Here is a 21,092-nt window from a genome sequence, read left to right on the forward strand (position 1 = left end):
CCGTGGTTCAGTCTTCGGTCATGGGCCAGGTATCCAAGACCAGGTCAAGGCGTCGGTAGGCGTCGTCGAACCAGGCATCGACCAGTGGGACGGTGACCGTCACCGTCGTCAGGGACATGGAGTGGTCCTTGATCGTGACCTCGCACCGGTCATCGTCCTCGTCGAGTTCGATGAACAACCACGGATTGCGTTTCCCCTCGCACCAGGCGATGTCCTGTCCCGCGTCGAGCGAGTCCAGAGCCTGCTGCCACTCCCGCAGGTCCTCGGGGAAGATCCAGGTCTTGAGGGTGCCACGGACGAAGGGCGTATCGACCAGGAATTCGCCGACCAGGGCATCGGCCTCGGCGGGAGGCTTCCGCTGCTCCTTTCCCGCGATCCGGAGGATGACGCTGTTGCCATCCCCCTCCAGGCAGATCAGGTCGATCGGTTCCTTGGCCATGACTGCCCCTTCTGAGTCGCACGGGTTGCCGAATACTAATCGTTGGGACGGACACAAGATCGGCCGAGGGGTCACCGACTAGCGACCCGCGTGCACCTGCCGAGTGACGTAGCTTGCGCAGCTCTTGCGCTCCCCGCCGTACCCCCCAACCACCAGCGCTTTCTTCATTGTTCAGTGCTTCGGAAGAGGGCTGCTGAACAACCGTACGGCCGCTGGAATGGCGGAGCGGTCGCGCCGCGGTGCCCCCAGGGGGGAGAGCGCACGGGCCGTCCGCTGACGTCTATGTGAAAGGCAGCAACGTGAACAAGTTCATCAGCACCCGCGGTGTCCGCGGTGCGATGGTGGCGTGGGCGGCGCTGACGCTGGCCGCGGGCACGATGCCGGCGATAGCCGCCGCCTCCGAGACCGAGCCCACGACGTCCGCGGCCTCGCCGCATGCCGCCGGGTGGAGCGAGTCGAAGGTGACGACGGGCGACGCCACGCTCCTGGCCTCCACGCGGCCCGACGCGCAGACCACGTGGGTGGCGGGGGCGCGGTTCGTCCAGGGGAGCTCCAACTTCGCGCCCACCCTGTGGGAGCGCGACGAACGCGAGGGCCCCGGCTGGAAGCGGGTGAAGACGGCGCCGGTGGCGACCCAGGACGACGTCCGGTTCAACGATGTCGATGCCACTTCGACGCGCAACGGCATGCTGGTCGGTGACTACTCAGAGCACGCCGGCGGTGTGGTGACACAGCGCTGGAACGGCAAGACGTGGAAGGCCGCTGTCGCTCCGGTGCCCCGGGGGACCGTAGGGGCCGGGTTCACCTCCGTCGACACCCGCGCTCCCGACGATGCCTGGGCAGCGGGCTGGACGGAAGGCAGCTCCACGTCTGCCGGAACGCTCCAGCACTGGGACGGCACCCGCTGGAAGGCGCAGAAGCTGCCGGACGTCGGTGCGGGGGGCAAGGACTGGTATCTGCAGAACGTCACCGCGCTCGCCGCCGACGACGTGTGGGCCGTGGGCGGCACAGGCTTCTTCAAGCCCGAGAAGCCGTTGCTGCTGCACTACGACGGCGCACGCTGGAGCAAGGTCGCCGTTCCTGGCGTCGGTGCCGCGCACGCAAGGCTGAATGATGTCGTCGCCGGACCGGGCGGGCAGGTGTGGGCCGTGGGTACAACCCAGGCGTCTGACGGCTCCCTACAGGCGCTGGCGGTGCGCTACGACGGCAAGAAGTGGGTCAACGTCCCGCTGCCGCGGGGGATCAAGGAGCTGGTCTCGGTCGCGATCAGTCAGGGTGGTCCTGTCGTCCTGGAGCGGAAGACGGCGGACACCAGCACCGCGCTCCGCTACTCCGGCGGAGAGTGGGTGTCGATGAAACTGCCCGCCGACGGCGCCAAGCCGTATACGGCGAGCGACGTCTCGGTCTCGGGCCGGACCATCGACGTCACCGGATCGCGCCCGGCCACGGGCTCCCAGGACGTGGGTCCCGGCTCGGTACTGACCGCGCGCCAGTAACGGCGCGCGCGAGGGGGATGGGCGTGTGGAGGCCCATCCCCTTCCGCCGGTCCCGGGCAACCTCAGTCCGTCGCGATCTCCGCCCAGACGGTCTTCCCTGGTGCGTCGCCGAAGCGGGGTGTTACCGCCCAGCGCTCCGCGAGCTGCGAGACGAGGAACAGACCGCGCCCGGTCTCAGCCTCGGGGCCCGCCAGGCGGAGTGCCGGGCGCCTCTCGGCGCGGGTGTCCGACACCTCGATACGGATGGTCGGGCCGGGGGAGAACGGCGGCGCGGTCAGCCGCAGATGGAAGTCCCGCCCGGGGACGCGCCCATGGCGTACGGCGTTGGCCGCCAGCTCGCTGGCGATGAGGGTCGCGGTCTCGTTGGGGCCGGAATCGTACGGGTACCCCCACTCGGCCAGCCGGTGCGAAACGAGCCGCCGGGCGAGCCGCGCACCCCTTGCGGTCGAGGTGAAGCGCATGGCGAACTCGCCGGGGACGGAAGGGGAATGTCCCCCTCCCGTCCCTCGTGCGGGCGCTTTTTCGGTCGTCATGGGTACGAGCCTTGCGGTGCCGTGCCTAGCCTGACCAGGAAGCGCGCGTGTACGGACAGTCCCTGTACGGACACGTGAAGTGCGGATGGGAGGGATTTGACGATGGCGGGGACGGAGAGGTCGGCGTTCCTGAAGGGCCTCGGTAAGCAACTGAAGCTCTTACGCGAGCGTGCCGGACTCACCCAGGCGGAGCTGGCGTCGCGCGTCGGGTACAGCACGGAACAGGTGGCGTCGGTCGAGTGCGGACGGCGCATTCCGAAGCCGGAGTTGATCGACAAGGCGGATGAGGTGCTGGAGGCCGGTGGCCTTCTCAAGGCCATGAAGGACGAGGTCGCGCAGGCGCGGTACCCGGCGTTCTTCCGCGATGCGGCGCGATTGGAAGCCGAAGCGGTTGAGCTTCAGGTCTACGACACCGTCGTGATCAACGGGCTGTTGCAGACGGAAGAGTATGCACGAGCCCTCTTCGGCATGCGCCGCCCTCTACTTGACGAAGAGGTCATCGCGCAGCGTGTAGCCGCGCGATTGATTCGACAGGAGATCTTCAACGCGCGGCCTGCGCCGCTGCTCGGGTTCGTCATCGAAGAAGCTGTCCTGGGCAAGCCGTTCGGCGGGAAGCAGGTGCTGCGCGGGCAACTGGAGCAACTGCTCCTCATCGGCGAGAAGCGCAATGTGGAGATCCAGGTCATGCCGACAGCTCGGGAGGACAACGCCGGAGTTGACGGCCCGTTCACTTTGATGACCCCCAAGGGGGGTGAGCAGCTCGCGTATCTCGAGGGTCAGGGACGCAGCACCCTGCTCACTGACCGAGAAGAAGTCCACGCCATCGCTGCGCGGTATGGAATTATCCGGGCGCAGGCTCTCACTCCACGAGAGTCATTGGTCTTCATTGAGAAGCTGCTGGGAGAGCTATGAGCAACGACATAGACCGACTGGTGTGGTTCAAGAGCAGCTACAGCGGTGCCGAAGGCGGCCAATGTGTCGAGGTCGCCATGGACTGGCGTAAGAGCAGCTACAGCGGTGCCCAAGGTGGCGACTGCGTCGAGGTCGCCACCGACTGGCACAAGAGCAGCTACAGCGGAGCTGAAGGCGGCGATTGCGTCGAGGTCGCCACCTGCCCCTGCAACATCCACGTCCGCGACTCCAAGGACACCACCGGCCCGGTCCTCACGTTCACGGCCGACGCGTGGGCCGCGTTCGTAGGGTTCGCGGCCAACGACTAGAAGCGGTCCCACAAGGGCGGGTTGGTGCAGAAGTCCCCACCGATGCGATCGGTGTCGGGATCTCCCGGCACCAGCTCGCCCTGCTCCGCTATCAGCTTCGCCGCGTACGCCTCCGCGTTGTCCTGGGGCTCGTACCCCAGCTCGCGCGCGGACGAAAGGTCCCACCACAGCCGGGTGTTGGCTGAGCTGCCGTAGACCACCCGGAAGCCGACGTCCTCCGCGCTCAGCGCGGCGTGCAGCAGCCGGGCGGCGTCGGCCGGGCTCAGCCAGGTCGACAGCATCCGCACCGTGAGCGGCTCCGGATCGCAGGAGCCGATGCGGATGGCGACGGACTCGATGCCGTACTTGTCCCAGTAGTACGACCCCAGGTCCTCACCGAACGCCTTCGACAGCCCGTAGAACGTGTCGGGCCGGTGCCGGGTGCCGACAGGGGTTCGTGGATCGCCTTCGGCGACCGGGCGCGGGGTGAAGCCGACGGCGTGGTTGCTGGAGGCGAAGACCACGCGGCGGACGCCCGCCTCCCGCGCCGCCTCGTAAACGTTGTGCGTGCCCTCGATGTTGGCGCGCAGAATCTTCTCAAATGTGGACTCTACGGATATGCCCGCCAAGTGCACGATCGCGTCCACGCCCCGTACGGCCTCGCGCAGTGCGTCCTTGTCCGCCAGGTCCGCGGTGATGGCGTCCGGTGTGCCCTCGATCGGGACGAGGTCCAGCAGCCGCAGCTCATAGCCGTACTGCGGCAGCAGTGCGCGCATCTGGGTGCCCATACCGCCGGCGGCGCCGGTGAGAAGGACGGTGCGGGGGGCGGGCATGGGCGGTACCTCCTGTGGGCGTGTGCTGCGATCCCGTTCGGACTCAGTGTCGCCAGCACGCGCGTGACGTCCAGCGATTTGATGGCACCGGCTTCGCCCCAGCCCCCTATGAACACGGTGTATACCTTGCGTGTAGTGTGATCGACCATGTTGCCAACAAGGCGTCTTTCAGTGTCTGTTGACGGCATACCGTCCACTACAGCGCGCATGTGCCGTTATGTGACCGCCGAACGACCTGAGCATGGCGGAAACCGGCATACGTCGCACAACTTGATCAAGCGGAGATCTTCATGAGGCGGATAGGCCGCATATCCGGGCTGGTGACGGCCGTGGCCCTGGCGTTGAGTCTCAGTGGCTGCGGCGCTTCCTACGACACCACCGCACCGCGCAGCGCCAGAGAAGACGCGGTGAAGGATCAGGAGTCGAAGGCGGACGCGAAGAACACCACGGTCGACACGGCGGACGGCAAAAAGGCCGTCGACTGCTCGAAGGCCAAGTGCGTCGCCCTGACCTTCGACGCGGGTCCCAGTGAGAACACCCCGCGGCTGCTGAAGATCCTCAAGAAGAACGACGTCCACGCGACCTTCTTCATGCTCGGCAAGAACCACATCGAAAAGCACCCCGACCTGGTGCGGCGGATCGCCGACGAGGGGCATGAACTGGCCAACCACACCTGGTCGCACAAGATCCTGACCAAGTCCGACGACGATGTGGTCCGTTCCGAGATCAACCGGGTGCAGAAGGCCGTGAAGAAGCTGACCGGCCGGACGCCCCTGCTGATGCGTCCGCCGCAGGGCCGCACCGATGAGCGGGTCTCCAAGCTCAGCAAGGAGCTGGGGGTGGCGCAGGTGCTGTGGAGCGTCACCGCGAAGGACTACCAGACCACCGACTCCGCCCTGATCAAGAAGCGGGTCCTCGAGCAGACCGACCGCGACGGCATCATCCTGCTGCACGACATCTACAAGGGCACGGTCCCGGCGGTGCCGGGCATCCTCAAGGCGCTGAAGAAGCAGGGCTACACGGTGGTGACCGTCGGCCAGCTGTTGTCTCCGGCCGTGCCGGAGCCGGGCAAGGTCTACAAGCCCTAGCTGTCTTGCCCTGTGAGGTTGGGGACGCGGCTGGCGGGTGGTTGGCCCTTCAGCGCGGTGTGTCCGCGGTGGTGATTGTAGGTGTGCAGCCAGCCGGGGAAGGCTTCGCGTCGCTCGGTCTCTGATCGGTAGGGGCGGGCGTAGGCCCATTCGTCGAGCAGGGTGCGGTTGAGGCGTTCGACCTTGCCATTGGTCTGGGGGCGGTAAGGCCGGGTTCGCTTGTGGGTGATCCCAGCCGCCGCGAGGGCTTCGCGCCAGTCGCGTGAGCGGTAGCAGGCGCCGTTGTCGGTCAGAACCCGCTCGACGGTGATCCCGCACGAGGTGAAGAATGCCTGGGCCCGGGTCCAGAAGGCCGTCGCGGTCTCCTTCTTCTCGTTGCCGAGGATCTCGCTGTAGGCCAGGCGGGAGTGGTCGTCGACGGCGGTGTGGATGTAGCTGTAGCCGGCGTTCTTGCGGGTCTTGCGCCCCGCTTGGCGGCCCAGCATCTTGTGGCCGCCACCGTCGGGGATGTTGCCGAGCTTCTTGATGTCCACGTGGATCAGTTCGCCCGGCCGGTCGCGTTCGTAGCGGCGTATGACGTGTCCGGTGGCCCGGTCCAGGTGTGTGAGCCGGGCCAGCCGGTAGCGGGTCAGCACGCGGTGCACGGTCGAAGGCACCAGGCCCAGCAGGTGGGCGATGCGGGCCGGGCCCCACCGGCGCTGGAGGCGGACCTTGATGATCCGGCGTTCGGTGCGGGTCGGGGTACGTCGTGGGCTCGTGTGTGGCCGGGAGGACCGGTCGGTCATACCTGTCTCGCCGAGCAGACAGTAGCGGTCCGCCCATCGCTGGGCTGTGGTCGGTGAGACCTGGAAACGTTCGGCGGCACGGCGCAGGGTCCAGCCGTCCTCGACCACACAGCGGGCGAGGCGAAGACGGCCGGTCTCAGTCAGGGGTGCATTACGGTGGGGCAAGAGGGCCTTCTCGGTGCTCGGTGGAGATGTCGCAATCCACACCGAAGCCGGAAGGCCCTCACTCGTTCAAGACCACCAAGCCGTGCCGTCCATCACCAACCTCTGTGGACAGAACACCTAGCCCTGAGGTCCTTGAGATCCACGCGCCCTCAGGGCTGAAAGCCCTGAGGGCTACGCGTCCCCGTGCAGGCCGAGTAGGCACCGTGCGGACCGGGTAGGTGCCGTGCGGACCGGGGTGGTGCCGAACAGGATCGGCCACAAAACGATCAAGACTTGCCGAGCCCTATCCCCAGGGAGGTCCATTTTCGTAATCTAAGAATCCTCGAGACGGCGGCAACCTACTCTGGACTGGCGGCAACTACGCACGGAGCGGCCGGTCCTGATCCCCCGGTCCGCTCTCTCGACGCAGAACAGGAGTTGCCATGAGGGTGAGGCGAAAGCGGGGCCGCCACCGCCGCCGCAAGGACCGCACGCTGCCGTTGGGCAGCGCGATCATCGTGGCATCGGCTGTGGCCGGGGTGTATCTCACGGCCTCCCCGGACGGTGCGCAGGCCGTGCCCAGCACCGTCTATGTCTCCCCGGGCGGCAGCGACAGCAAGGCGGGCACACTCACGTCGCCCTTCCGGACGCTGGAGAAGGCGTTCTCGGTCGCCGAGGCGGGCACCACCATCGAGGTCCGCGGCGGCACCTACTACCCGGGTCGTACCCTGCGCTCCTCGGTCGACGGCACCCGGCGCGAGCGGGTCGAACTGCGGCCGTACGAAGGCGAGAAGGTACGGATCGACGGCTCCCGGCTGCGCAGCGGCTCCACCCTGGTCGCGCTCAGCGGCGACTACTGGACCGTCTCCGGTCTCGAACTGCGCAACGCCCCCGGCGGCGGGCTGGTGTGCACCTCCTGCTCCGAGGGCGTCTTCGAGAACCTCACCACCTGGGGCAACGGCGACACCGGACTGACTCTGCGCGGCGGCGGCACCACCGACAACCTCATCCGGAACCTGGACTCCTTCGGCAATCACGACGACGCCACCGGCGGGCAGAGAGCCGACGGCCTGGCCATCACCCATGGCTCCGGCAAGGGCAATGTGATCAGCGGCTCCCGGCTCTACCACAACAGCGACGATGGCGTGGATCTGTGGATGTGGGCCAGCCCCGTCACCATCGAGCACTCCTGGGCGTACGGAAACGGCGAGAACCGCTGGCAGATCCCCGGCTTCAAGGGCAACGGCAGCGGTTTCCAGCTCGGCGCCGACCGTGTCCCCGCACCCTCGCCCGCCCATGTCGTACGGGCCTCGAGCGCCTGGAGCAACAGCAAGAACGGCTTTGACGCGGGCGGCAACAAGGGCGCGCTCCGCATCCAGCGCACCACCGCCTTCGGCAACCGGGACGATGGCTACGACCTCGACGGCTCCCATGCCCGGCTGCGGTACAACCTGTCCGTCTCCAACGGCCGGGACAAGGCCGCCATGGGGCGCTTCGCGCTCTCCCAGGACGACAACTGGACTCCGGGGGCCCGCCCTTCGCCGCCCTTCGTCACCACCGATCCCACGACGGCCTACGGCTCCCGGCGGCAGAACGGCGCGCTGCCCGTCACCAGCTTCCTGGTGGTCATGGACAGCACGCCGCTCGGCTCGCCGATGAACTGACCGTCCGGGTCAGCGCTCGACGTCAGCGCTCGACGATGAACTGACCGCCCGCTGACCGTCGTGGGTCAGCGGTGGCCCATGATCGGGCGCGGCCGGTAGGGCGCCTCCAGCCGGGCCACCTCGGACTCGTCGAGCTCCAGATCGACCGCCGCCACCGCGTCGTCCAGATGTGCGGCCTTCGTCGCGCCCACGATCGGCGCCGTCACCGAGGGTCTGCCCAGCAGCCAGGCCAGGGCGATCCGCGCCGGGGCCACCCCGCGCTCGGCGGCCACCGCGCGGGTGGCGTCCACGATGTCGAACTCGGCGTCCGCGTACCACTTCTCGACCATCGCGTCGTTCCGCGCGCGGGTGGTGGGGCCGGAGCGGTCCCGGTCGCGGTTGCCTGCGAGCAGACCGCGCGCCAGCGGGCTCCAGGGGATGACCCCCACCCCCTGGTCGAGACAGAGCGGGTTCATCTCCCGCTCCTCCTCCCGGTACAGCAGGTTGTAGTGGTTCTGCATCGACACGAACCGGGTCCAGCCGTGCGAGGCGGCCGTGTACTGGCACATGGCGAACTGCCATGCCCACATCGACGACGCCCCGATGTACCGGGCCTTCCCCGCCCGCACCACATCGTGCAGCGCCTCCATGGTCTCCTCGACCGGGGTCTCGGGGTCGAAGCGGTGGATCTGGTAGAGGTCCACATGGTCGGTGCCCAGCCGCCGCAGCGAGGCGTCGATGCCCGCCATGATGTGCTTGCGCGACAGTCCCCGGTCGTTGGGGCCGGAACCCATCGGGGAGTACACCTTGGTGGCCAGCACATAGTCCTCGCGGCGCGGGAACAGCTCGCGCAGCAGCTCGCCGGTGATCTCCTCGCTGCGGCCCATGGCGTACATATCGGCGGTGTCGAAGAAGGTCACCCCACCCTCCACCGCCCGGCGTACGATCGGCCGCGCCGCGTCGATGTCCAGCTGCCAGGGGCGGTGTTCGGGGCTGCCGTAGCTCATCATGCCCAGGCAGATCCGGGACACCTTGACGCCGGAGGTGCCGAGCCGCGCGTACTCCATGTCGCTTCCCTTCTCGCGGTTCCCACCCCCCTCACCCCACAGCAGACCACTGCGGGGGCCGGATGTCAGCCGGGGGTGACGAACCCGCACTCGTATGCCGCGATCACCGCCTGGGTGCGGTCGCGGACGCCCAGTTTGGCGAGGACCGATGCCACATGCGTCTTGACCGTGGCCGGGCCCACCGCCAGCCGCTCGGCGATCTCGACGTTGGTCATCCCGCAGGTCATCAGCCGCAGCACCGCCGCCTCCCGCTCGGAGAGCAGATCGTGCAGCCGGCGCCCGGCCTTCTGGGAGCCTTCCGCGCGGGTGGCCGCGTGCTCGGCGGCCAGCGCCCGGACCGCGGCCGGGAACAGCAGCGAGTCGCTCCTCGCCACCAGCCGCACCGCCTGCACCAGTTCCTCCGCCCGGGACCGCTTCAGCAGGAAGGCGCTGGCTCCGGCGCGCAGCGCGTCGTACACATAGCTGTCGTTCTCGAAGGTCGTCACCACGATGATGCGCGGTGGCTCCGGAACGGTGCGCAGAATCTCCTCGGTGGCGCGGATCCCGTCCCCGTCGGGCATCCGGACGTCCATCAGTACCACGTCCGGCCGTAGTTGGCGGACCAGCGGGACGGCCTCGGCGCCGCTGCCCGCCTCGCCCACCACTTCCAGATCCGGTTCGCTGGACAGGATCGCGCGCAGTGCGGTGCGCACCATCCGCTCGTCGTCGGCGAGCAGCACCCGCAGGGTGGACGGTGCGGTGGTCACCGGGAGACCTCCAGGGGGAGCCGGACCGTCAGCCGCCAGACCTCACCCTCCGGTCCCCAGTCGCAGACGCCGCGCAGCAGTGCCGTGCGCTCGGCGATACCGCGCAAGCCCCGGCCGCCGCCGGTGCGGTGCCCCCGGGCGGTGCCGCCCACCGGGTTCTCCATGCTGATCTCCAGCTCCTTCCGTGGTCCGTCCTCGCCGACGCGCAGCCGCACCGGCACCGGGCCCGCGTGGCGCAGCGCGTTGCTCAGGCCCTCCTGCACGATCCGGTACGCCTCGCGGGAGACCACCGGCGGTACCGCGCCCAGCGGGCCGGGGGCCGTCAGCTCGACCGTGACGCCCGCGGCGCGGGTGCGGTCCAGCAGTCCGTCCAGATCGGCCAGGGTGGGGGAGGGGGCGGTGGCCGCACCGGCCGCGCCCTCTTCGCCTTCCCGCAACAGTCCGAGCACGGTGTCGAGTTCGCCGACCGCGCCCCGGCTGGTCTCCTCGATGGCGGCCAGCGCCTGCCGGGCGAACTCCGGGTCGGCGTCCAGCACTTTGCGGGCGGCGCTCGCCTGGAGGGTCACCGCGCTGAGCGCATGGCCGACCGAGTCATGGAGTTCACGGGCGAGGCGGTTGCGGGAGGCCAGCCGGGCGGCCCGTTCCTCGGCGGCGGCGAGCCGTTCGGCCGGGGCCGGGCCGAGCAGCGCGGGAGCGCAGCGGGCCAGCAGCGCCCCGGCGCCCACGGCGACCGCCACCACCACGGCCAGCACCCCGAGCGCGGCGAGCGGGGCGAGCACCGTACGGGATCCGGTGAACCCGGTCGGCCAGCCCAGTTCCCGGGCGTCGGAGGGATCGGCGAACGGCACCATCAGCAGCATGAGCGCGGCGGGCGGCAGGGACAGCGTCACCCCGCTGACCAGCCCGCCGACCGCCAGATGCAGGGTGTACCAGAGCGAGGTGCGGCTGCGCGCGTCCCACGAGGTGGCGGGCCCCGTCGCGAGCTCGACGGAGGCGGGCAGCCCGCACAGCGAGCGCGCCGCGGTCGCCTCCAGGGGGCGCACCAGCGGAAAGAGCGCGGTGATCGCGGTGAGCGGCAGCGCGGTCACGAAGGTGGTGAGCTGCCAGCCCAGCGAGCTGAAGGGATTGGAGTCCGGGGCGAACGCCGCGAGGATCACGGTGGTCAGCAGGAAGTACGGCATCAACAGGGCGCCGCCGAGTACCAGATGCACCCATCGCAGCCGGGTCCGCCGCCCCAGCGCCGTACGCGCCGCCCGCCGCCACCACGCGTCGGTCACGGGATCTGCCGGACCAGGGGGGAGAGGGCCGGGCGTCCGTCGGCCCCGTCCCTGTCGGCCTCGACGGGGGTGTCGCCGGACGTGAGGGCGTCGCGCCGCTCGCTGAAGAAGTACGTGCCGGCCGTGAGGACCAGCAAGCCGACGATCATCTGCACAGCGTATGTCAGATTCAGCAGCGCCGTCGGGGCCTTGGCGCCCTCCGCGGTCAGCCCGTTCAGTGTCATCCAGGCGCCCCAGCAGGCCAGCGCCCCCGAGCCGACCCAGGCCAGCGAGAGCGGCAGGACCAGCCGGGCCCGGCCTCCGGCACGGAAGGCGACCATGTTCACGCCGACGGCGGTGACCAGGGCATACAGCACGTACAGCGCCTCTGGCAGGTAGAAGTCGGCGTTGCGGTCCGCGGCCATGGCCTCGTTGAGCCCCGCCGCCGAACCCCCGGCCCACAGCGCATGGATGGTGGCGGGCAGCGCCGCGAGCACGCTGATGATCACGGCGGTGAGGCGGTGCGCCGCGCGGGCCGGGCCCCGGGCGGGCAGGTCGGCCACCCGGCCGCGCCACAGATGGCCCCAGCGCTCATGGGCGTACGCCACGAACAGGGCTCCCAGGGCGAGCCCTTGGACGATGAAGCCGCCGTAGACGACACCGAAGACCCACTCGGCCAGGAACTGCCCGCCCTTCTCGTCGGAACCGCCGCTGCCGCCTCCGCCGAAGCCGAGTGCCCTGGCGGCCAGTTGGGCCGGGAAACCGGTCATGATCGGGGCGAGCAGACCGCAGGCCGCCCACACCGGCAGGACCAGCAGCCAGGAGGGGACCCGTCTGCCCCAGGGGCGGGTGAGAAGCAGCGCGAGGACGATCACGGCGCCGTCCATGAGTATCGACAGCCCGTTGAAGGCGAGCATCATCGCGCGTTCACCGGGCTCGCGCAGTTCGCTTCCTTCGGGGATGCCGACATAACTGCCCGCCATCCAGGCAACCTTGAGGGCGATGTAGGGCAGACAGGCGGTGATGGCGACGGCCCGCAGGACGGGTCGGGAATCGGTCATGCCGTCAGGATTCCGGTCCGCCGCCCCTTCGCGCCTCGGCCCGTCCGATGAACCGTATCCGCCGCGCGGCGGAGGGGGCCGTCCTCCCCGCGGCCTTACAGACGGCGGGTGGCGAGGGTGAGCCGGTCGCGGGCGTCGAACAGCGCGTCCTTGAGCATCTGCTCATGGGCGGGGGTCAGCCGGGCCACCGGCACCGAGCAGCTGATCGCGTCCCGCGCCGGGGTGCGGTAGGGGATGGCGAGGCCGAAGCAGCGCAGGCCCAGGGTGGTTTCCTCGCGGTCCACCGCATAGCCCTGTGCGCGGACGGTGTACAGCTCCTCGATGAGCTGCTCGCGGTCGGTGACGGTGTTCTCGGTGAGCCGGTCCAGGCTCTCCGGCAGCATCGAGCGCACCTGTTCGTCGGAGTAGGTGGCCAGCAGAGCCTTGCCCAGCGCGGTGGAGTGGGCGGGCAGCCTGCGGCCGACGCGGGTGAAAGGGCGCAGATAGTGCTGTGACTGGCGGGTGGCCAGATAGACGACGTTGGTGCCGTCCAGCCGGGCGAGGTGGATGGTCTCGGTGGTGTCGTCGGAGAGCCGGTCCAGGGTGGGGCGGGCCGCGGCCACCACCTCGTCGCCGTCGATGTAGGAGGTGCCCACGAGCAGTGCGCGCACCCCGATGCCGTAGCGGGTGCCGGTGGCGTCCGTCTCCACCCAGCCCAGCTCGACCAGCGTGCGCAGCAGCATGTACAGGCTCGACTTGGGATAGCCCACGGCCTCCTGGACGGCTGCCAGGCTGTGCATTCCGGGGCGTCCGGCGAAGTACTCCAGCAGTTCCACGGTGCGGACCGCCGACTTCACCTGGCCGCCGCCCTGGACCGTGTCCGACTCGGCAGCTCTGCCCGGTGCGGCAGCAGACATCGCCTTGACCCCTCTGTTCGGCCAGCCATAGAGTCCGAGTCCCGAGGGGAATTCATCACCCGGGACAGCGTTCAGCGTATCGAACAGCGCTCGAGATGCGAGACGCAAGCAGTGGATACACAGCAGGAGGAATCCGCGGTGTCAGCACCAGTGTGGAGCGTCGACCCCCGAACCGGAAACCAACGGGAACAGGTGGCTGTCGAAGCCACCGCGGACGAGGTGGACCGCGTGGTGTCGGCCGCCCACGCGGCCCGCGGCGCCCTCGCGGACCGCGCGGTACGCGCCGCCCTGCTGCGCACCGCCGCCGCCCTGCTGGACTCCGCGCGCGATGTGCTGGTCGAGGCCGCCGACGCGGAGACCGCGCTCGGCCCCGCCCGTCTCACCGGTGAACTCGCCCGCACCACCTACCAACTGCGGTCGTTCGCGGAGGTGGTGGACGAGGGCGGCTTCCTCGACATCCGCATTGACCACGCCGACCCCGCGCAGACCCCGCCCTGGCCCGATCTGCGCCGCCACAAGGTCCCGCTGGGCGTTGTCGCCGTCTACGCCGCGAGCAACTTCCCGCTCGCCTTCTCCGTACCCGGCGGCGACACTGCCAGCGCCCTGGCCGCGGGCTGCCCGGTCGTCGTCAAGGCCCACCCCGACCACCCCGCCACCTCCGAACTGGCCGCCGCCACCCTGCGCCGTGCCGCCGAGCGGGTCGGGCTGCCCACCGAGGTGATCGGTGTGGTGCACGGCTTCGACGCGGGGCTGGACCTGGTCCGCCATCCGCTGGTCGCCGCCGCGGGCTTCACCGGCTCGATCCGGGGCGGCCGGGCGCTGTTCGACGCCGCGGCGGCCCGGATGGTGCCGATTCCCTTCCACGGCGAACTGGGCAGCCTCAACCCGGTGGTGGTGACCGAGGCCGCCGCCGCAGAGCGGGCCGAGCAGATCGGCGCGGGCCTCGCGGGCTCCTTGACCCTGGGCGTCGGCCAGTTCTGCACCAAGCCCGGCTTGGTGCTCGCGCCCGCGGGGGAGACCGGCGACCGGCTGGTCACCGCCCTCACCGACGCGGTCAGCAATACCGACCCCGGGGTGCTGCTCGACCACCGGATGCGCGACGCCTTCCTCGCCGGGATCCTCGAGCGCGCCGAGCTGCCGGAGGTGAAGGCCCCGGTCACCCCGGGCGCGGGCAGTGAGCACACGGTCAGTGCGGGCTTCCTGACCGTCCCGGCACGGCTGCTCGCCGAGGAGGGGCCGCACGACGTCCTGCTGGAGGAGTGCTTCGGCCCGGTGACCGTGGTGGCCCGCTACGACGGCGACGCCGACATCACCGCCGTCCTCGGCCGGCTCCCGGGCAGTCTCACCGCCACCGTCCAGATCTCCGCCGCCGAGGCCGAGGAGGAGGACGGCCGTGCCGCCGCCCTCCTCGCCGAGCTGACCCCGCTCGCGGGCCGGGTCCTGGTCGACGGCTGGCCGACCGGTGTCGCCGTCGCACCCGCCCAGCACCACGGCGGCCCGTACCCGGCGACCACCTCGACCTCCACGTCCGTCGGCGGCACCGCCGTCGAGCGCTGGCTGCGGCCGGTCACCTACCAGGACACCCCGGCAGCCCTGCTGCCGCCGGAGCTGCGCGAGGACAACCCGCTCGGGCTGCCCCGCCGGGTCGACGGTGTCCAGGAGCGGGGCGGCGCGGACCCGACCGGCTGACCCCGGTTTTTGTCCCCGCGTCGCCGATCCTCGGAGGAACATCGCAGGTCAGAAGGGATTCATAAGGGTCCCTTGAAGGCATGCGTCAAAAACCCGCAATGGACGCGGGGGTGCGGCCGAACCATAGTTGATGGGCATGGAGAGCCTGTCCGGCGCGGAGTTCGCGCCACAGACGACATACCTCAACACCGCGTCCAGCGGTCTGATCCCCGCACGCTCCGTGACCGCCATGAAGGCGGCCCTCGACGACGCGGCGGCCGGGGGCCCCGCCGCCGATGTGGCCTTCGAGGCCGTCGAGGAGACCCGCGCCGCCTATGCCCGGATCGTCGGCGTACCGGCCGGCCGGGTCGCCACCGGCGGCTCGGTCGCCGTCTTCGCCGGAATGATCGCCGCCGCGCTGCCCTCCGGCGCCGAAGTCCTCACCGCCGAAGGCGACTTCAGCTCCCTGGTCAACCCCTTCGCCGTCCGCCGCGACCTCAAGCTGCGCACCGTCCCGCTGGAGGAGATCGCGGACGCGGTACGGCCCGGCACCGCGCTGGTCGCCGTCAGCGCCGTACAGTCGGCGGACGGCCGGATCGCCGACCTCGACGCCATCCGTACGGCGGCCCGCGCCCACGGCGCCCGCACCCTGGTGGACGCCAGCCAGGCCACCGGATGGCTGGCGGTGAACGCCGCCGACGCCGACTACACCGTGTCCGTCGGCTTCAAGTGGCTGCTGTGCCCGCGCGGGGTCACCTTCCTGACCGTGCCCGAGGACCTGGGCGGACTCACCCCGGTCTTCGCGGGCTGGGTCGCCGGTGAGAAGCCCTGGGACAGCTGCTACGGCCCGGTGGCCGAACTGGCCCACTCCGCCCGCCGCTTCGACGAGAGCCCCAGCCTGTTCTCCTATGTGGCCGCTCGGCACTCCCTGGCGCTGATCGAGGAGTTGGGCACCGGGGCCATCGCCGCCCACGACCGCGCGCTCGCCGACCGCTTCCGGGACGGGGTCACCGCACTGGGCCACACTCCGGTGGCCGCCCCGGGCTCGGCCATCGTCTCGGTGCCGGGGCTCGGGGACGCCGCGCCCCGGCTGGCCGAGCGGGACGTCTATGTCTCGGCGCGGGCCGGGAACCTGCGCGCATCGTTCCACCTGTACAACACGGCGGCCGAGGTGGACCGACTGCTGGAGGTGCTGGCGGGCTGAGCGTGCTGGCGCTCCGTGGCCAGAAAAGCCTGAGACGTGGCCAGGAAAGCCTGAGGGGAGCCGGGACATCCCGGCTCCCCTCAGGCTCAGGCGTGCGTCGGCTTACCGTACGGCCGACTCGGCGTACGGCCGACTCGGCTCACCGCACGGGGGTGAAGTCCCGCGCTCCGATGTACTCCGGCCTGCGGATGGGCGCCGCGAACGGCTCCACCGCGGTGTTCTCCACGCTGTTGAACACGATGAAGACATTGCTGCGCGAGTAGGGCGTGATGTTGTCGCCCGAGCCGTGCATGGCGTTGCAGTCGAACCAGGTGGCCGACCCGGCCTTGCCGGTGAACAGCCTGATGCCGTGCTTGTCCGCGAACGCGGTGAGCACCTCGTCCGACGGGATGCCCGCGTCCTGCATCTGGAGCGACTTCTTGTAGTTGTCCTTCGGCGTCTCACCTGCGCAGCCGAGGAACGTGCGGTGCGAGCCGGGCATGATCATCAGCCCGCCGTTGGTGTCGAAGTTCTCGGTCAGCGCGATCGAGATCGACACGGTCCGCATGTTCGGCAGACCGTCCTCGGCGTGCCAGGTCTCGAAGTCCGAGTGCCAGTAGAAGCCCGAGGCGCCGAAACCCGGCTTGACGTTGATCCGGCTCTGGTGGACATACACGTCCGAGCCCAGGATCTGGCGGGCGCCGCCCACCACACGCTCGTCGCGCACCAGGTTCGCGAAGACCTCACTGATCCGGTGCACCTCGAACACCGACCGTACGTCCTTCGACTTCGGCTCGATGATCGAGCGCTCGTCGGCACGTACCTCCGGGTCGTGGATCAGCCGGTCCAGTTCGTCCCGGTAGACCGCGACCTCGTCCGGGGCGATCAGCTGCTCGATCGCGAGGAAACCGTCGCGATCGAAGTCGCTGAGCTCGGACTCCGTGATCGGGCCCGGGGCGCCGGGCTCGGACCACACCACCGGGTCCACCCGCGGTGTGGCCACCTCGGTTGTTCCTCGGGTCGGATACAGGTCAGTGACCGTGGTCATCGGATCAGACCTCCTCGTCCTCTGTGATCAGCGGGTATACGCCGTTCTCATCATGGTCCTCCCGTCCGGTGATCGGGGGGTTGAAGACACAGACGCAGCGGAAGTCGGTCTTCGGCCGCATCGTGTGCTTCTCATGGCCGTCCAGCAGGTACATGGTGCCGGGCGTAATCCAGTGCTTCTCGCCGGTCTCGTCGTTGGTGAGCTCCGCTTCGCCCTCGACGCAGAGCACGGCCTCGATGTGGTTGGCGTACCACATCGACGTCTCGGTGCCCGCGTACAGCACGGTCTCGTGCAGGGAGAAGCCGACGCGCTCCCTGGCCAGCACAATGCGCTTGCTCTCCCAGGTGCCGGACTTCGCCTTCACATGGCGTTCGGTGCCCTCGATGTCCTTGAAGGATCGGACGATCACGGTGAGTTGCTGCCTTTCTCTGTGGTGCTGTTATGGAACGGTCAAGCGGTCTCGCGGACCGCGCGGGCGAGGGTCCGCAGGCCCTCGTCCAGCTCCTCGGGCGAGATGGTCAGTGCGGGCAGCAGTTTGACGACCTCGCTCTCGGGGCCCGAGGACTCCACGAGCAGTCCGAGTTCGAAGGCGCGGCGGCACACGGCGGTGGCGCGGTCCTTGTCCTCGAACTCCAGGCCCCAGACCAGACCGCGGCCGCGGAAGTGGGCACCGGACTGCTCCTCGTCGCAGATGGCGCGCAGGGCCTGCTCGACCTGCTCACCGCGGGCCAGCGTCTGCTTCTCCATCTGGCCGTCGGACCAGTAGGTGTCCAGGGTCGCGGCGGCGGTGACGAATGCCGGATTGTTGCCGCGGAAGGTGCCGTTGTGCTCGCCCGGCTCCCAGATGTCCAGCTCGGGCTTGAACAGGCACAGCGACATCGGCAGGCCGTAGCCGCTGATGGACTTGGAGACGGTCACGATGTCAGGGGTGATGCCCGCCTCCTCGAAGGAGAAGAAGGCACCGGTGCGGCCGCAGCCCATCTGGATGTCGTCCACGATCAGCAGCATGTCCTGGCGCTCGCACAGCTCGGCCAGGGCGCGCAGCCACTCCGGACGCGCGACGTTGATGCCGCCCTCGCCCTGGACCGTCTCGACGATCACGGCGGCGGGCTTGTTGAGGCCGGAGCCCTGGTCCTCCAGCAGCCGCTCGAACCACAGGAAGTCCGGCACCGTGCCGTCGAAGTAGTTGTCGAACGGCATCGGCGTGCCGTGGACCAGCGGGATACCGGCACCGGCGCGCTTGAAGGCGTTGCCGGTGACGGCCAGCGAGCCCAGCGACATGCCGTGGAAGGCGTTGGTGAAGGAGACGATCGCCTCGCGGCCCTTGACCTTACGGGCCAGTTTCAGCGCGGACTCGACGGCGTTGGTGCCCGTCGGGCCCGGGAACATGACCTTGTAGGGCAGGTCGCGCGGGCGAAGGATGTTGTTCTGGAACGACTCCAGGAACGCGCGCTTGGCGGTGGTGGACATGTCGAGACCGTGCGTCACACCGTCGCGCTCGATGTAGTCGATCAGTGCGCGTTTCAGTACCGGGTTGTTGTGGCCGTAGTTGAGCGACCCGGCACCGGCGAAGAAGTCGAGGTAGGTGTGGCCGTCCTCGTCGTACATGTGGCTGCCCTGGGCGCGGTCGAAGACAGCAGGCCAGCCACGGCAGTAGCTGCGCACCTCCGACTCCAGGGCCTCGAAGACGCTCAGGGCGGGCGGGGTGATGGTCACAGCATTCTCCTGGGAGATGAGTGTTACGAGGGGGGGTGAGGAGGGGGCGTTGGGTGGGAGGGGGAGCGGGGCCGCGGTCAGGGGCCGCGGTCGGACCCGGACCGGATCCCGGACCGGATCAGGGCCGCTCCGCGAGGGGGCCGATGCGGTACAGCACCTCGGGCTCATGTCCTCCGTCGGGGAACAGCCCGCCGTGGAAGAGCACCTCGCGCTCCACCGGCGCACCGTGCCGTTCGGCGAACGAGGTGAACAGCCGGTTCGAGGCGGTGTTGTCCGGGGTGATCGTGGTCTCGATGCCACGGACCCCCATCCCGGCGACGCGCTGGGTCAGCCCGTCCAGCAGGGTGGCGGCCAGTCCGCGGCCGCGCCAGGCGTGGTCGACGGCGACCTGCCAGACGACGAGCGTCTCGGGACGCTCGGGGCGGATGTAGCCGGTGATGAAGGCGACCGGTCCGCCCGCGGCGTCGCGGGCCACCACGGAGGTGGCTGCGAAGTCACGGCACCACAGGAGGTAGCTGTAGGAGGAGTTGAGGTCCAGGGTCTTGGAGTCGCGAGCGATTCGCCAGATCGCGGCTCCGTCCTCGACGCGCGGTGTGTCGAGGGTCAGTCCCTCCGGCAAATCCAATTCGCTACGGGCTAGGTCTGCTTGTGCGGCGGTCATGCAAATTAAATTTACCGAGCGAAATCCAAAATTGCATCGTGGGGAGGGGTTACGCGGAGGGGGGTGGGTGTGTTATCACGCGGGCACGTGCGTACGCGCGGCGGATCGCTGAAAAGCGTTGGTTTGTACGGGAGTTAGCGGGATGAATCGCCTCGCGTGTGGAGTCCGTCACATCTCTGCAATCGGGCAGGCGGCGGGCGTGAATTCTGGGATCCGGAGCGTGGGAAAAATCTGGGTTTAAGTTCCCGGGGAGCGGGCAGACGATTGTGGGAAGCTGCACTGGAAAGGCGTCAAGAATTTATCTTTTGGCGACCCTGAATTCAATCCTCCGCGGAGAAGTCCAGAGGAACATACCGGGAAGTCCCGGCGAGGCCCCGAGGAACGGGCGGAAGCCCCGGGGAACTGACTGACGGAAGTGATGGCCGTACCTGATGTTGTGCTCGGTCTCGTACAGTGCGTGACATGAGGGATTGCGCGGTGTTGCACATCAAGGGCAGGGTCCTGGTGGGGCCGGGGGACGACGCCGAGGTCGCCGGGGTCGCCGAGGTCGCCGAGAGTGTCCGGGACGAACTGTGGGTGCTCGACGGCAAGATCACCTTCCGGCGCCCGGCCGGGGCGCGTGACGTCCGCCTCATCGAGGGCTGGGTGCTGCCCGGCCTCGTCGACGCCCACTGCCATGTCGGCCTCGACGCCCATGGCCCCGTGGACGAGTCCACCAGTGAGAAGCAGGCCCTGACCGACCGCGACGCCGGGGCGCTGCTGCTGCGGGACGCCGGGTCGCCTTCCGACACCCGCTGGATCGACGACCGCGAGGATCTGCCCCGCATCATCCGCGCGGGCCGCCATATCGCCCGTACCAAGCGCTACATCCGCAACTACGCCCATGAGATCGAGCCGGAGGACCTGGTCGCGTATGTCGCGGCGGAGGCGCGCCGCGGCGACGGCTGGGTCAAGCTGGTCGGCGACTGGATCGACCGCGAGACCGGGGACCTGGGCGCCTGCTGGCCGCGCGGCGCGGTCGAGGCGGCCATCGCCGAGGCCCACCGGCTCGGCGCCCGGGTCACGGCCCACTGCTTCGCCGAGGAGACGCTCGCACCGCTGGTCGAGGCCGGGATCGACTGCATCGAGCACGCCACCGGGCTGACCGAGGAGACCATCCCGCTGTTCGCGGAGCGCGGGGTCGCGATCGTCCCGACCCTGGTCAACATCGCCACCTTCCCCCGGCTCGCCCTGGGCGGCGAGGCGAAGTTCCCGCGCTGGGCGGACCATATGCGGCAGCTGCACGCACGCCGCTACGAGACGGTGCGCGCGGCCTACGACGCGGGCATCCCGATCTTCACCGGCACCGACGCGGGCGGCTCGCTCGCCCACGGGCTGGTCGGCCAGGAGGTGGCCGAGCTGGTGAAGGCCGGCATTCCGGCCCGGGACGCGCTCTCGGCGGCCACCTGGGGCGCACGGGCGTGGCTCGGACGGCCGGGCCTCACGGAAGGGGCCTCCGCGGACTTCGTGGTGTACGAGACGGATCCGCGGGAGGACGTGCGGGTGCTGACGTCGCCGCGGCGTGTGGTGCTGCGGGGGCGGGTCGTGGCCTGAGGCCGGGTTGGCGGCCGGGGTCCGAGGGCGGGGTCCG

The 21,092-nt window shown here is 69.7% G+C and carries 21 protein-coding genes; 8 read left to right on the top strand and 13 right to left on the bottom strand.

All coding sequences use genetic code 11. The features are described 5' to 3' along the window. Positions 1-7: 7 nt before the first annotated feature. Complete coding sequence (locus AC4BEG_RS26885; RefSeq protein ID WP_490702311.1) at positions 8-439, bottom strand: DUF5959 family protein; 432 nt, start codon at positions 437-439, stop codon at positions 8-10. A 299-nt stretch (positions 440-738) separates the two neighbouring features. On the opposite strand from AC4BEG_RS26885, the gene AC4BEG_RS26890 reads away from it, so the two are divergent. Then, positions 739-1,935: a hypothetical protein gene (locus AC4BEG_RS26890; RefSeq protein WP_490702312.1), complete on the top strand. Its 1,197-nt coding sequence runs from the start codon at positions 739-741 to the stop codon at positions 1,933-1,935. Between the two features lie 62 nt (positions 1,936-1,997). Here AC4BEG_RS26890 and AC4BEG_RS26895 read toward each other — a convergent pair whose 3' ends face one another. Continuing rightward, on the bottom strand, positions 1,998-2,396 hold the full coding sequence (locus tag AC4BEG_RS26895; RefSeq protein ID WP_490702313.1) for an ATP-binding protein: 399 nt from the start codon (positions 2,394-2,396) through the stop codon (positions 1,998-2,000). A 174-nt stretch (positions 2,397-2,570) separates the two neighbouring features. Here AC4BEG_RS26895 and AC4BEG_RS26900 point away from each other — a divergent pair, with 174 nt between their 5' ends. After that, a complete protein-coding gene (locus tag AC4BEG_RS26900; RefSeq protein WP_490702314.1) occupies positions 2,571-3,380 on the top strand; it encodes a helix-turn-helix domain-containing protein in 810 nt (269 codons plus the stop codon). Continuing rightward, positions 3,377-3,688, top strand: coding sequence for a DUF397 domain-containing protein (locus AC4BEG_RS26905; protein ID WP_490702315.1), 312 nt, complete (start codon positions 3,377-3,379; stop codon positions 3,686-3,688). Before AC4BEG_RS26900 ends, AC4BEG_RS26905 begins: the two co-directional genes overlap by 4 nt. Here the strand turns inward: AC4BEG_RS26905 and AC4BEG_RS26910 are convergent. Then, positions 3,685-4,500: an NAD-dependent epimerase/dehydratase family protein gene (locus AC4BEG_RS26910; protein ID WP_490702316.1), complete on the bottom strand. Its 816-nt coding sequence runs from the start codon at positions 4,498-4,500 to the stop codon at positions 3,685-3,687. The two genes, AC4BEG_RS26905 and AC4BEG_RS26910, sit on opposite strands and share 4 nt — an antisense overlap. A gap of 290 nt (positions 4,501-4,790) precedes the next feature. Here AC4BEG_RS26910 and AC4BEG_RS26915 point away from each other — a divergent pair, with 290 nt between their 5' ends. Then, positions 4,791-5,588: a polysaccharide deacetylase family protein gene (locus AC4BEG_RS26915; protein WP_490702317.1), complete on the top strand. Its 798-nt coding sequence runs from the start codon at positions 4,791-4,793 to the stop codon at positions 5,586-5,588. On the opposite strand, the gene AC4BEG_RS26920 is transcribed toward AC4BEG_RS26915, so the two are convergent. Continuing rightward, entirely contained in the window at positions 5,585-6,538 is a 954-nt protein-coding gene (locus AC4BEG_RS26920; RefSeq protein WP_490702318.1) for an IS481 family transposase, read from the bottom strand. The genes AC4BEG_RS26915 and AC4BEG_RS26920 overlap by 4 nt on opposite strands. A gap of 422 nt (positions 6,539-6,960) precedes the next feature. On the opposite strand from AC4BEG_RS26920, the gene AC4BEG_RS26925 reads away from it, so the two are divergent. Beyond that, positions 6,961-8,181, top strand: a complete 1,221-nt coding sequence (locus AC4BEG_RS26925; protein ID WP_490702319.1) for a right-handed parallel beta-helix repeat-containing protein — start codon at positions 6,961-6,963, stop codon at positions 8,179-8,181. Between the two features lie 65 nt (positions 8,182-8,246). Here the strand turns inward: AC4BEG_RS26925 and AC4BEG_RS26930 are convergent, their stop codons facing one another. The 5 genes from AC4BEG_RS26930 to AC4BEG_RS26950 all read right to left on the bottom strand — a co-directional run bounded on the left by AC4BEG_RS26930 (position 8,247) and on the right by AC4BEG_RS26950 (position 13,186). Then, complete coding sequence (locus AC4BEG_RS26930) at positions 8,247-9,227, bottom strand: aldo/keto reductase (RefSeq protein WP_490702320.1); 981 nt, start codon at positions 9,225-9,227, stop codon at positions 8,247-8,249. 65 nt (positions 9,228-9,292) lie between these two features. Further along, complete coding sequence (locus AC4BEG_RS26935; RefSeq protein WP_490707207.1) at positions 9,293-9,922, bottom strand: response regulator; 630 nt, start codon at positions 9,920-9,922, stop codon at positions 9,293-9,295. Positions 9,923-9,969: 47 nt separating this feature from the next. Continuing rightward, the gene (locus AC4BEG_RS26940; protein WP_490702321.1) at positions 9,970-11,250 is read right to left on the bottom strand and encodes a sensor histidine kinase; all 1,281 of its coding nucleotides are present in this window, start codon (positions 11,248-11,250) and stop codon (positions 9,970-9,972) included. Next, entirely contained in the window at positions 11,247-12,290 is a 1,044-nt protein-coding gene (locus tag AC4BEG_RS26945) for a hypothetical protein (protein ID WP_490702322.1), read from the bottom strand. Before AC4BEG_RS26945 ends, AC4BEG_RS26940 begins: the two co-directional genes overlap by 4 nt. Before the next feature lie 95 nt (positions 12,291-12,385). Continuing rightward, the gene (locus AC4BEG_RS26950) at positions 12,386-13,186 is read right to left on the bottom strand and encodes an IclR family transcriptional regulator (RefSeq protein ID WP_490702323.1); all 801 of its coding nucleotides are present in this window, start codon (positions 13,184-13,186) and stop codon (positions 12,386-12,388) included. 138 nt (positions 13,187-13,324) lie between these two features. Here AC4BEG_RS26950 and AC4BEG_RS26955 point away from each other — a divergent pair, with 138 nt between their 5' ends. Both AC4BEG_RS26955 and AC4BEG_RS26960 read left to right on the top strand, forming a co-directional pair. Next, on the top strand, positions 13,325-14,875 hold the full coding sequence (locus AC4BEG_RS26955) for an aldehyde dehydrogenase (NADP(+)) (protein WP_490702324.1): 1,551 nt from the start codon (positions 13,325-13,327) through the stop codon (positions 14,873-14,875). 136 nt (positions 14,876-15,011) lie between these two features. Continuing rightward, the gene (locus tag AC4BEG_RS26960; protein ID WP_490702325.1) at positions 15,012-16,058 is read left to right on the top strand and encodes an aminotransferase class V-fold PLP-dependent enzyme; all 1,047 of its coding nucleotides are present in this window, start codon (positions 15,012-15,014) and stop codon (positions 16,056-16,058) included. 139 nt (positions 16,059-16,197) lie between these two features. On the opposite strand, the gene thpD is transcribed toward AC4BEG_RS26960, so the two are convergent. From thpD to ectA, 4 genes are all read right to left on the bottom strand, one after another. Next, on the bottom strand, positions 16,198-17,085 hold the full coding sequence (thpD, locus tag AC4BEG_RS26965) for an ectoine hydroxylase (RefSeq protein ID WP_490702326.1): 888 nt from the start codon (positions 17,083-17,085) through the stop codon (positions 16,198-16,200). 4 nt (positions 17,086-17,089) lie between these two features. Continuing rightward, positions 17,090-17,494, bottom strand: a complete 405-nt coding sequence (locus tag AC4BEG_RS26970) for an ectoine synthase (protein WP_176183635.1) — start codon at positions 17,492-17,494, stop codon at positions 17,090-17,092. A gap of 41 nt (positions 17,495-17,535) precedes the next feature. Next, on the bottom strand, positions 17,536-18,801 hold the full coding sequence (gene ectB / locus AC4BEG_RS26975) for a diaminobutyrate--2-oxoglutarate transaminase (RefSeq protein ID WP_490702327.1): 1,266 nt from the start codon (positions 18,799-18,801) through the stop codon (positions 17,536-17,538). A gap of 118 nt (positions 18,802-18,919) precedes the next feature. Further along, entirely contained in the window at positions 18,920-19,462 is a 543-nt protein-coding gene (gene ectA, locus AC4BEG_RS26980; RefSeq protein ID WP_490702328.1) for a diaminobutyrate acetyltransferase, read from the bottom strand. Positions 19,463-19,924: 462 nt separating this feature from the next. Here ectA and AC4BEG_RS26985 point away from each other — a divergent pair, with 462 nt between their 5' ends. Next, positions 19,925-21,055: an amidohydrolase family protein gene (locus tag AC4BEG_RS26985; RefSeq protein WP_490702329.1), complete on the top strand. Its 1,131-nt coding sequence runs from the start codon at positions 19,925-19,927 to the stop codon at positions 21,053-21,055. Positions 21,056-21,092 lie beyond the last annotated feature (37 nt).

It is taken from the genome of Streptomyces sp. JLBJ103, from assembly GCF_058215575.1.

Bases quoted from the DNA above. Each gene is read 5' to 3' on its own strand.
- ectA (WP_490702328.1), bottom strand. From the start codon at position 19,462: ATGACCGCCGCACAAGCAGACCTAGCCCGTAGCGAATTGGATTTGCCG.
- AC4BEG_RS26945 (WP_490702322.1), bottom strand. From the start codon at position 12,290: ATGACCGATTCCCGACCCGTCCTGCGGGCCGTCGCCATCACCGCCTGT.
- AC4BEG_RS26935 (WP_490707207.1), bottom strand. From the start codon at position 9,922: ATGGTGCGCACCGCACTGCGCGCGATCCTGTCCAGCGAACCGGATCTG.
- AC4BEG_RS26930 (WP_490702320.1), bottom strand. From the start codon at position 9,227: ATGGAGTACGCGCGGCTCGGCACCTCCGGCGTCAAGGTGTCCCGGATC.
- AC4BEG_RS26885 (WP_490702311.1), bottom strand. From the start codon at position 439: ATGGCCAAGGAACCGATCGACCTGATCTGCCTGGAGGGGGATGGCAAC.
- AC4BEG_RS26925 (WP_490702319.1), top strand. From the start codon at position 6,961: ATGAGGGTGAGGCGAAAGCGGGGCCGCCACCGCCGCCGCAAGGACCGC.
- AC4BEG_RS26905 (WP_490702315.1), top strand. From the start codon at position 3,377: ATGAGCAACGACATAGACCGACTGGTGTGGTTCAAGAGCAGCTACAGC.
- thpD (WP_490702326.1), bottom strand. From the start codon at position 17,085: ATGACCACGGTCACTGACCTGTATCCGACCCGAGGAACAACCGAGGTG.
- AC4BEG_RS26895 (WP_490702313.1), bottom strand. From the start codon at position 2,396: ATGCGCTTCACCTCGACCGCAAGGGGTGCGCGGCTCGCCCGGCGGCTC.
- AC4BEG_RS26915 (WP_490702317.1), top strand. From the start codon at position 4,791: ATGAGGCGGATAGGCCGCATATCCGGGCTGGTGACGGCCGTGGCCCTG.
- AC4BEG_RS26900 (WP_490702314.1), top strand. From the start codon at position 2,571: ATGGCGGGGACGGAGAGGTCGGCGTTCCTGAAGGGCCTCGGTAAGCAA.
- AC4BEG_RS26960 (WP_490702325.1), top strand. From the start codon at position 15,012: ATGGAGAGCCTGTCCGGCGCGGAGTTCGCGCCACAGACGACATACCTC.
- AC4BEG_RS26910 (WP_490702316.1), bottom strand. From the start codon at position 4,500: ATGCCCGCCCCCCGCACCGTCCTTCTCACCGGCGCCGCCGGCGGTATG.
- AC4BEG_RS26985 (WP_490702329.1), top strand. From the start codon at position 19,925: ATGAGGGATTGCGCGGTGTTGCACATCAAGGGCAGGGTCCTGGTGGGG.
- AC4BEG_RS26950 (WP_490702323.1), bottom strand. From the start codon at position 13,186: ATGTCTGCTGCCGCACCGGGCAGAGCTGCCGAGTCGGACACGGTCCAG.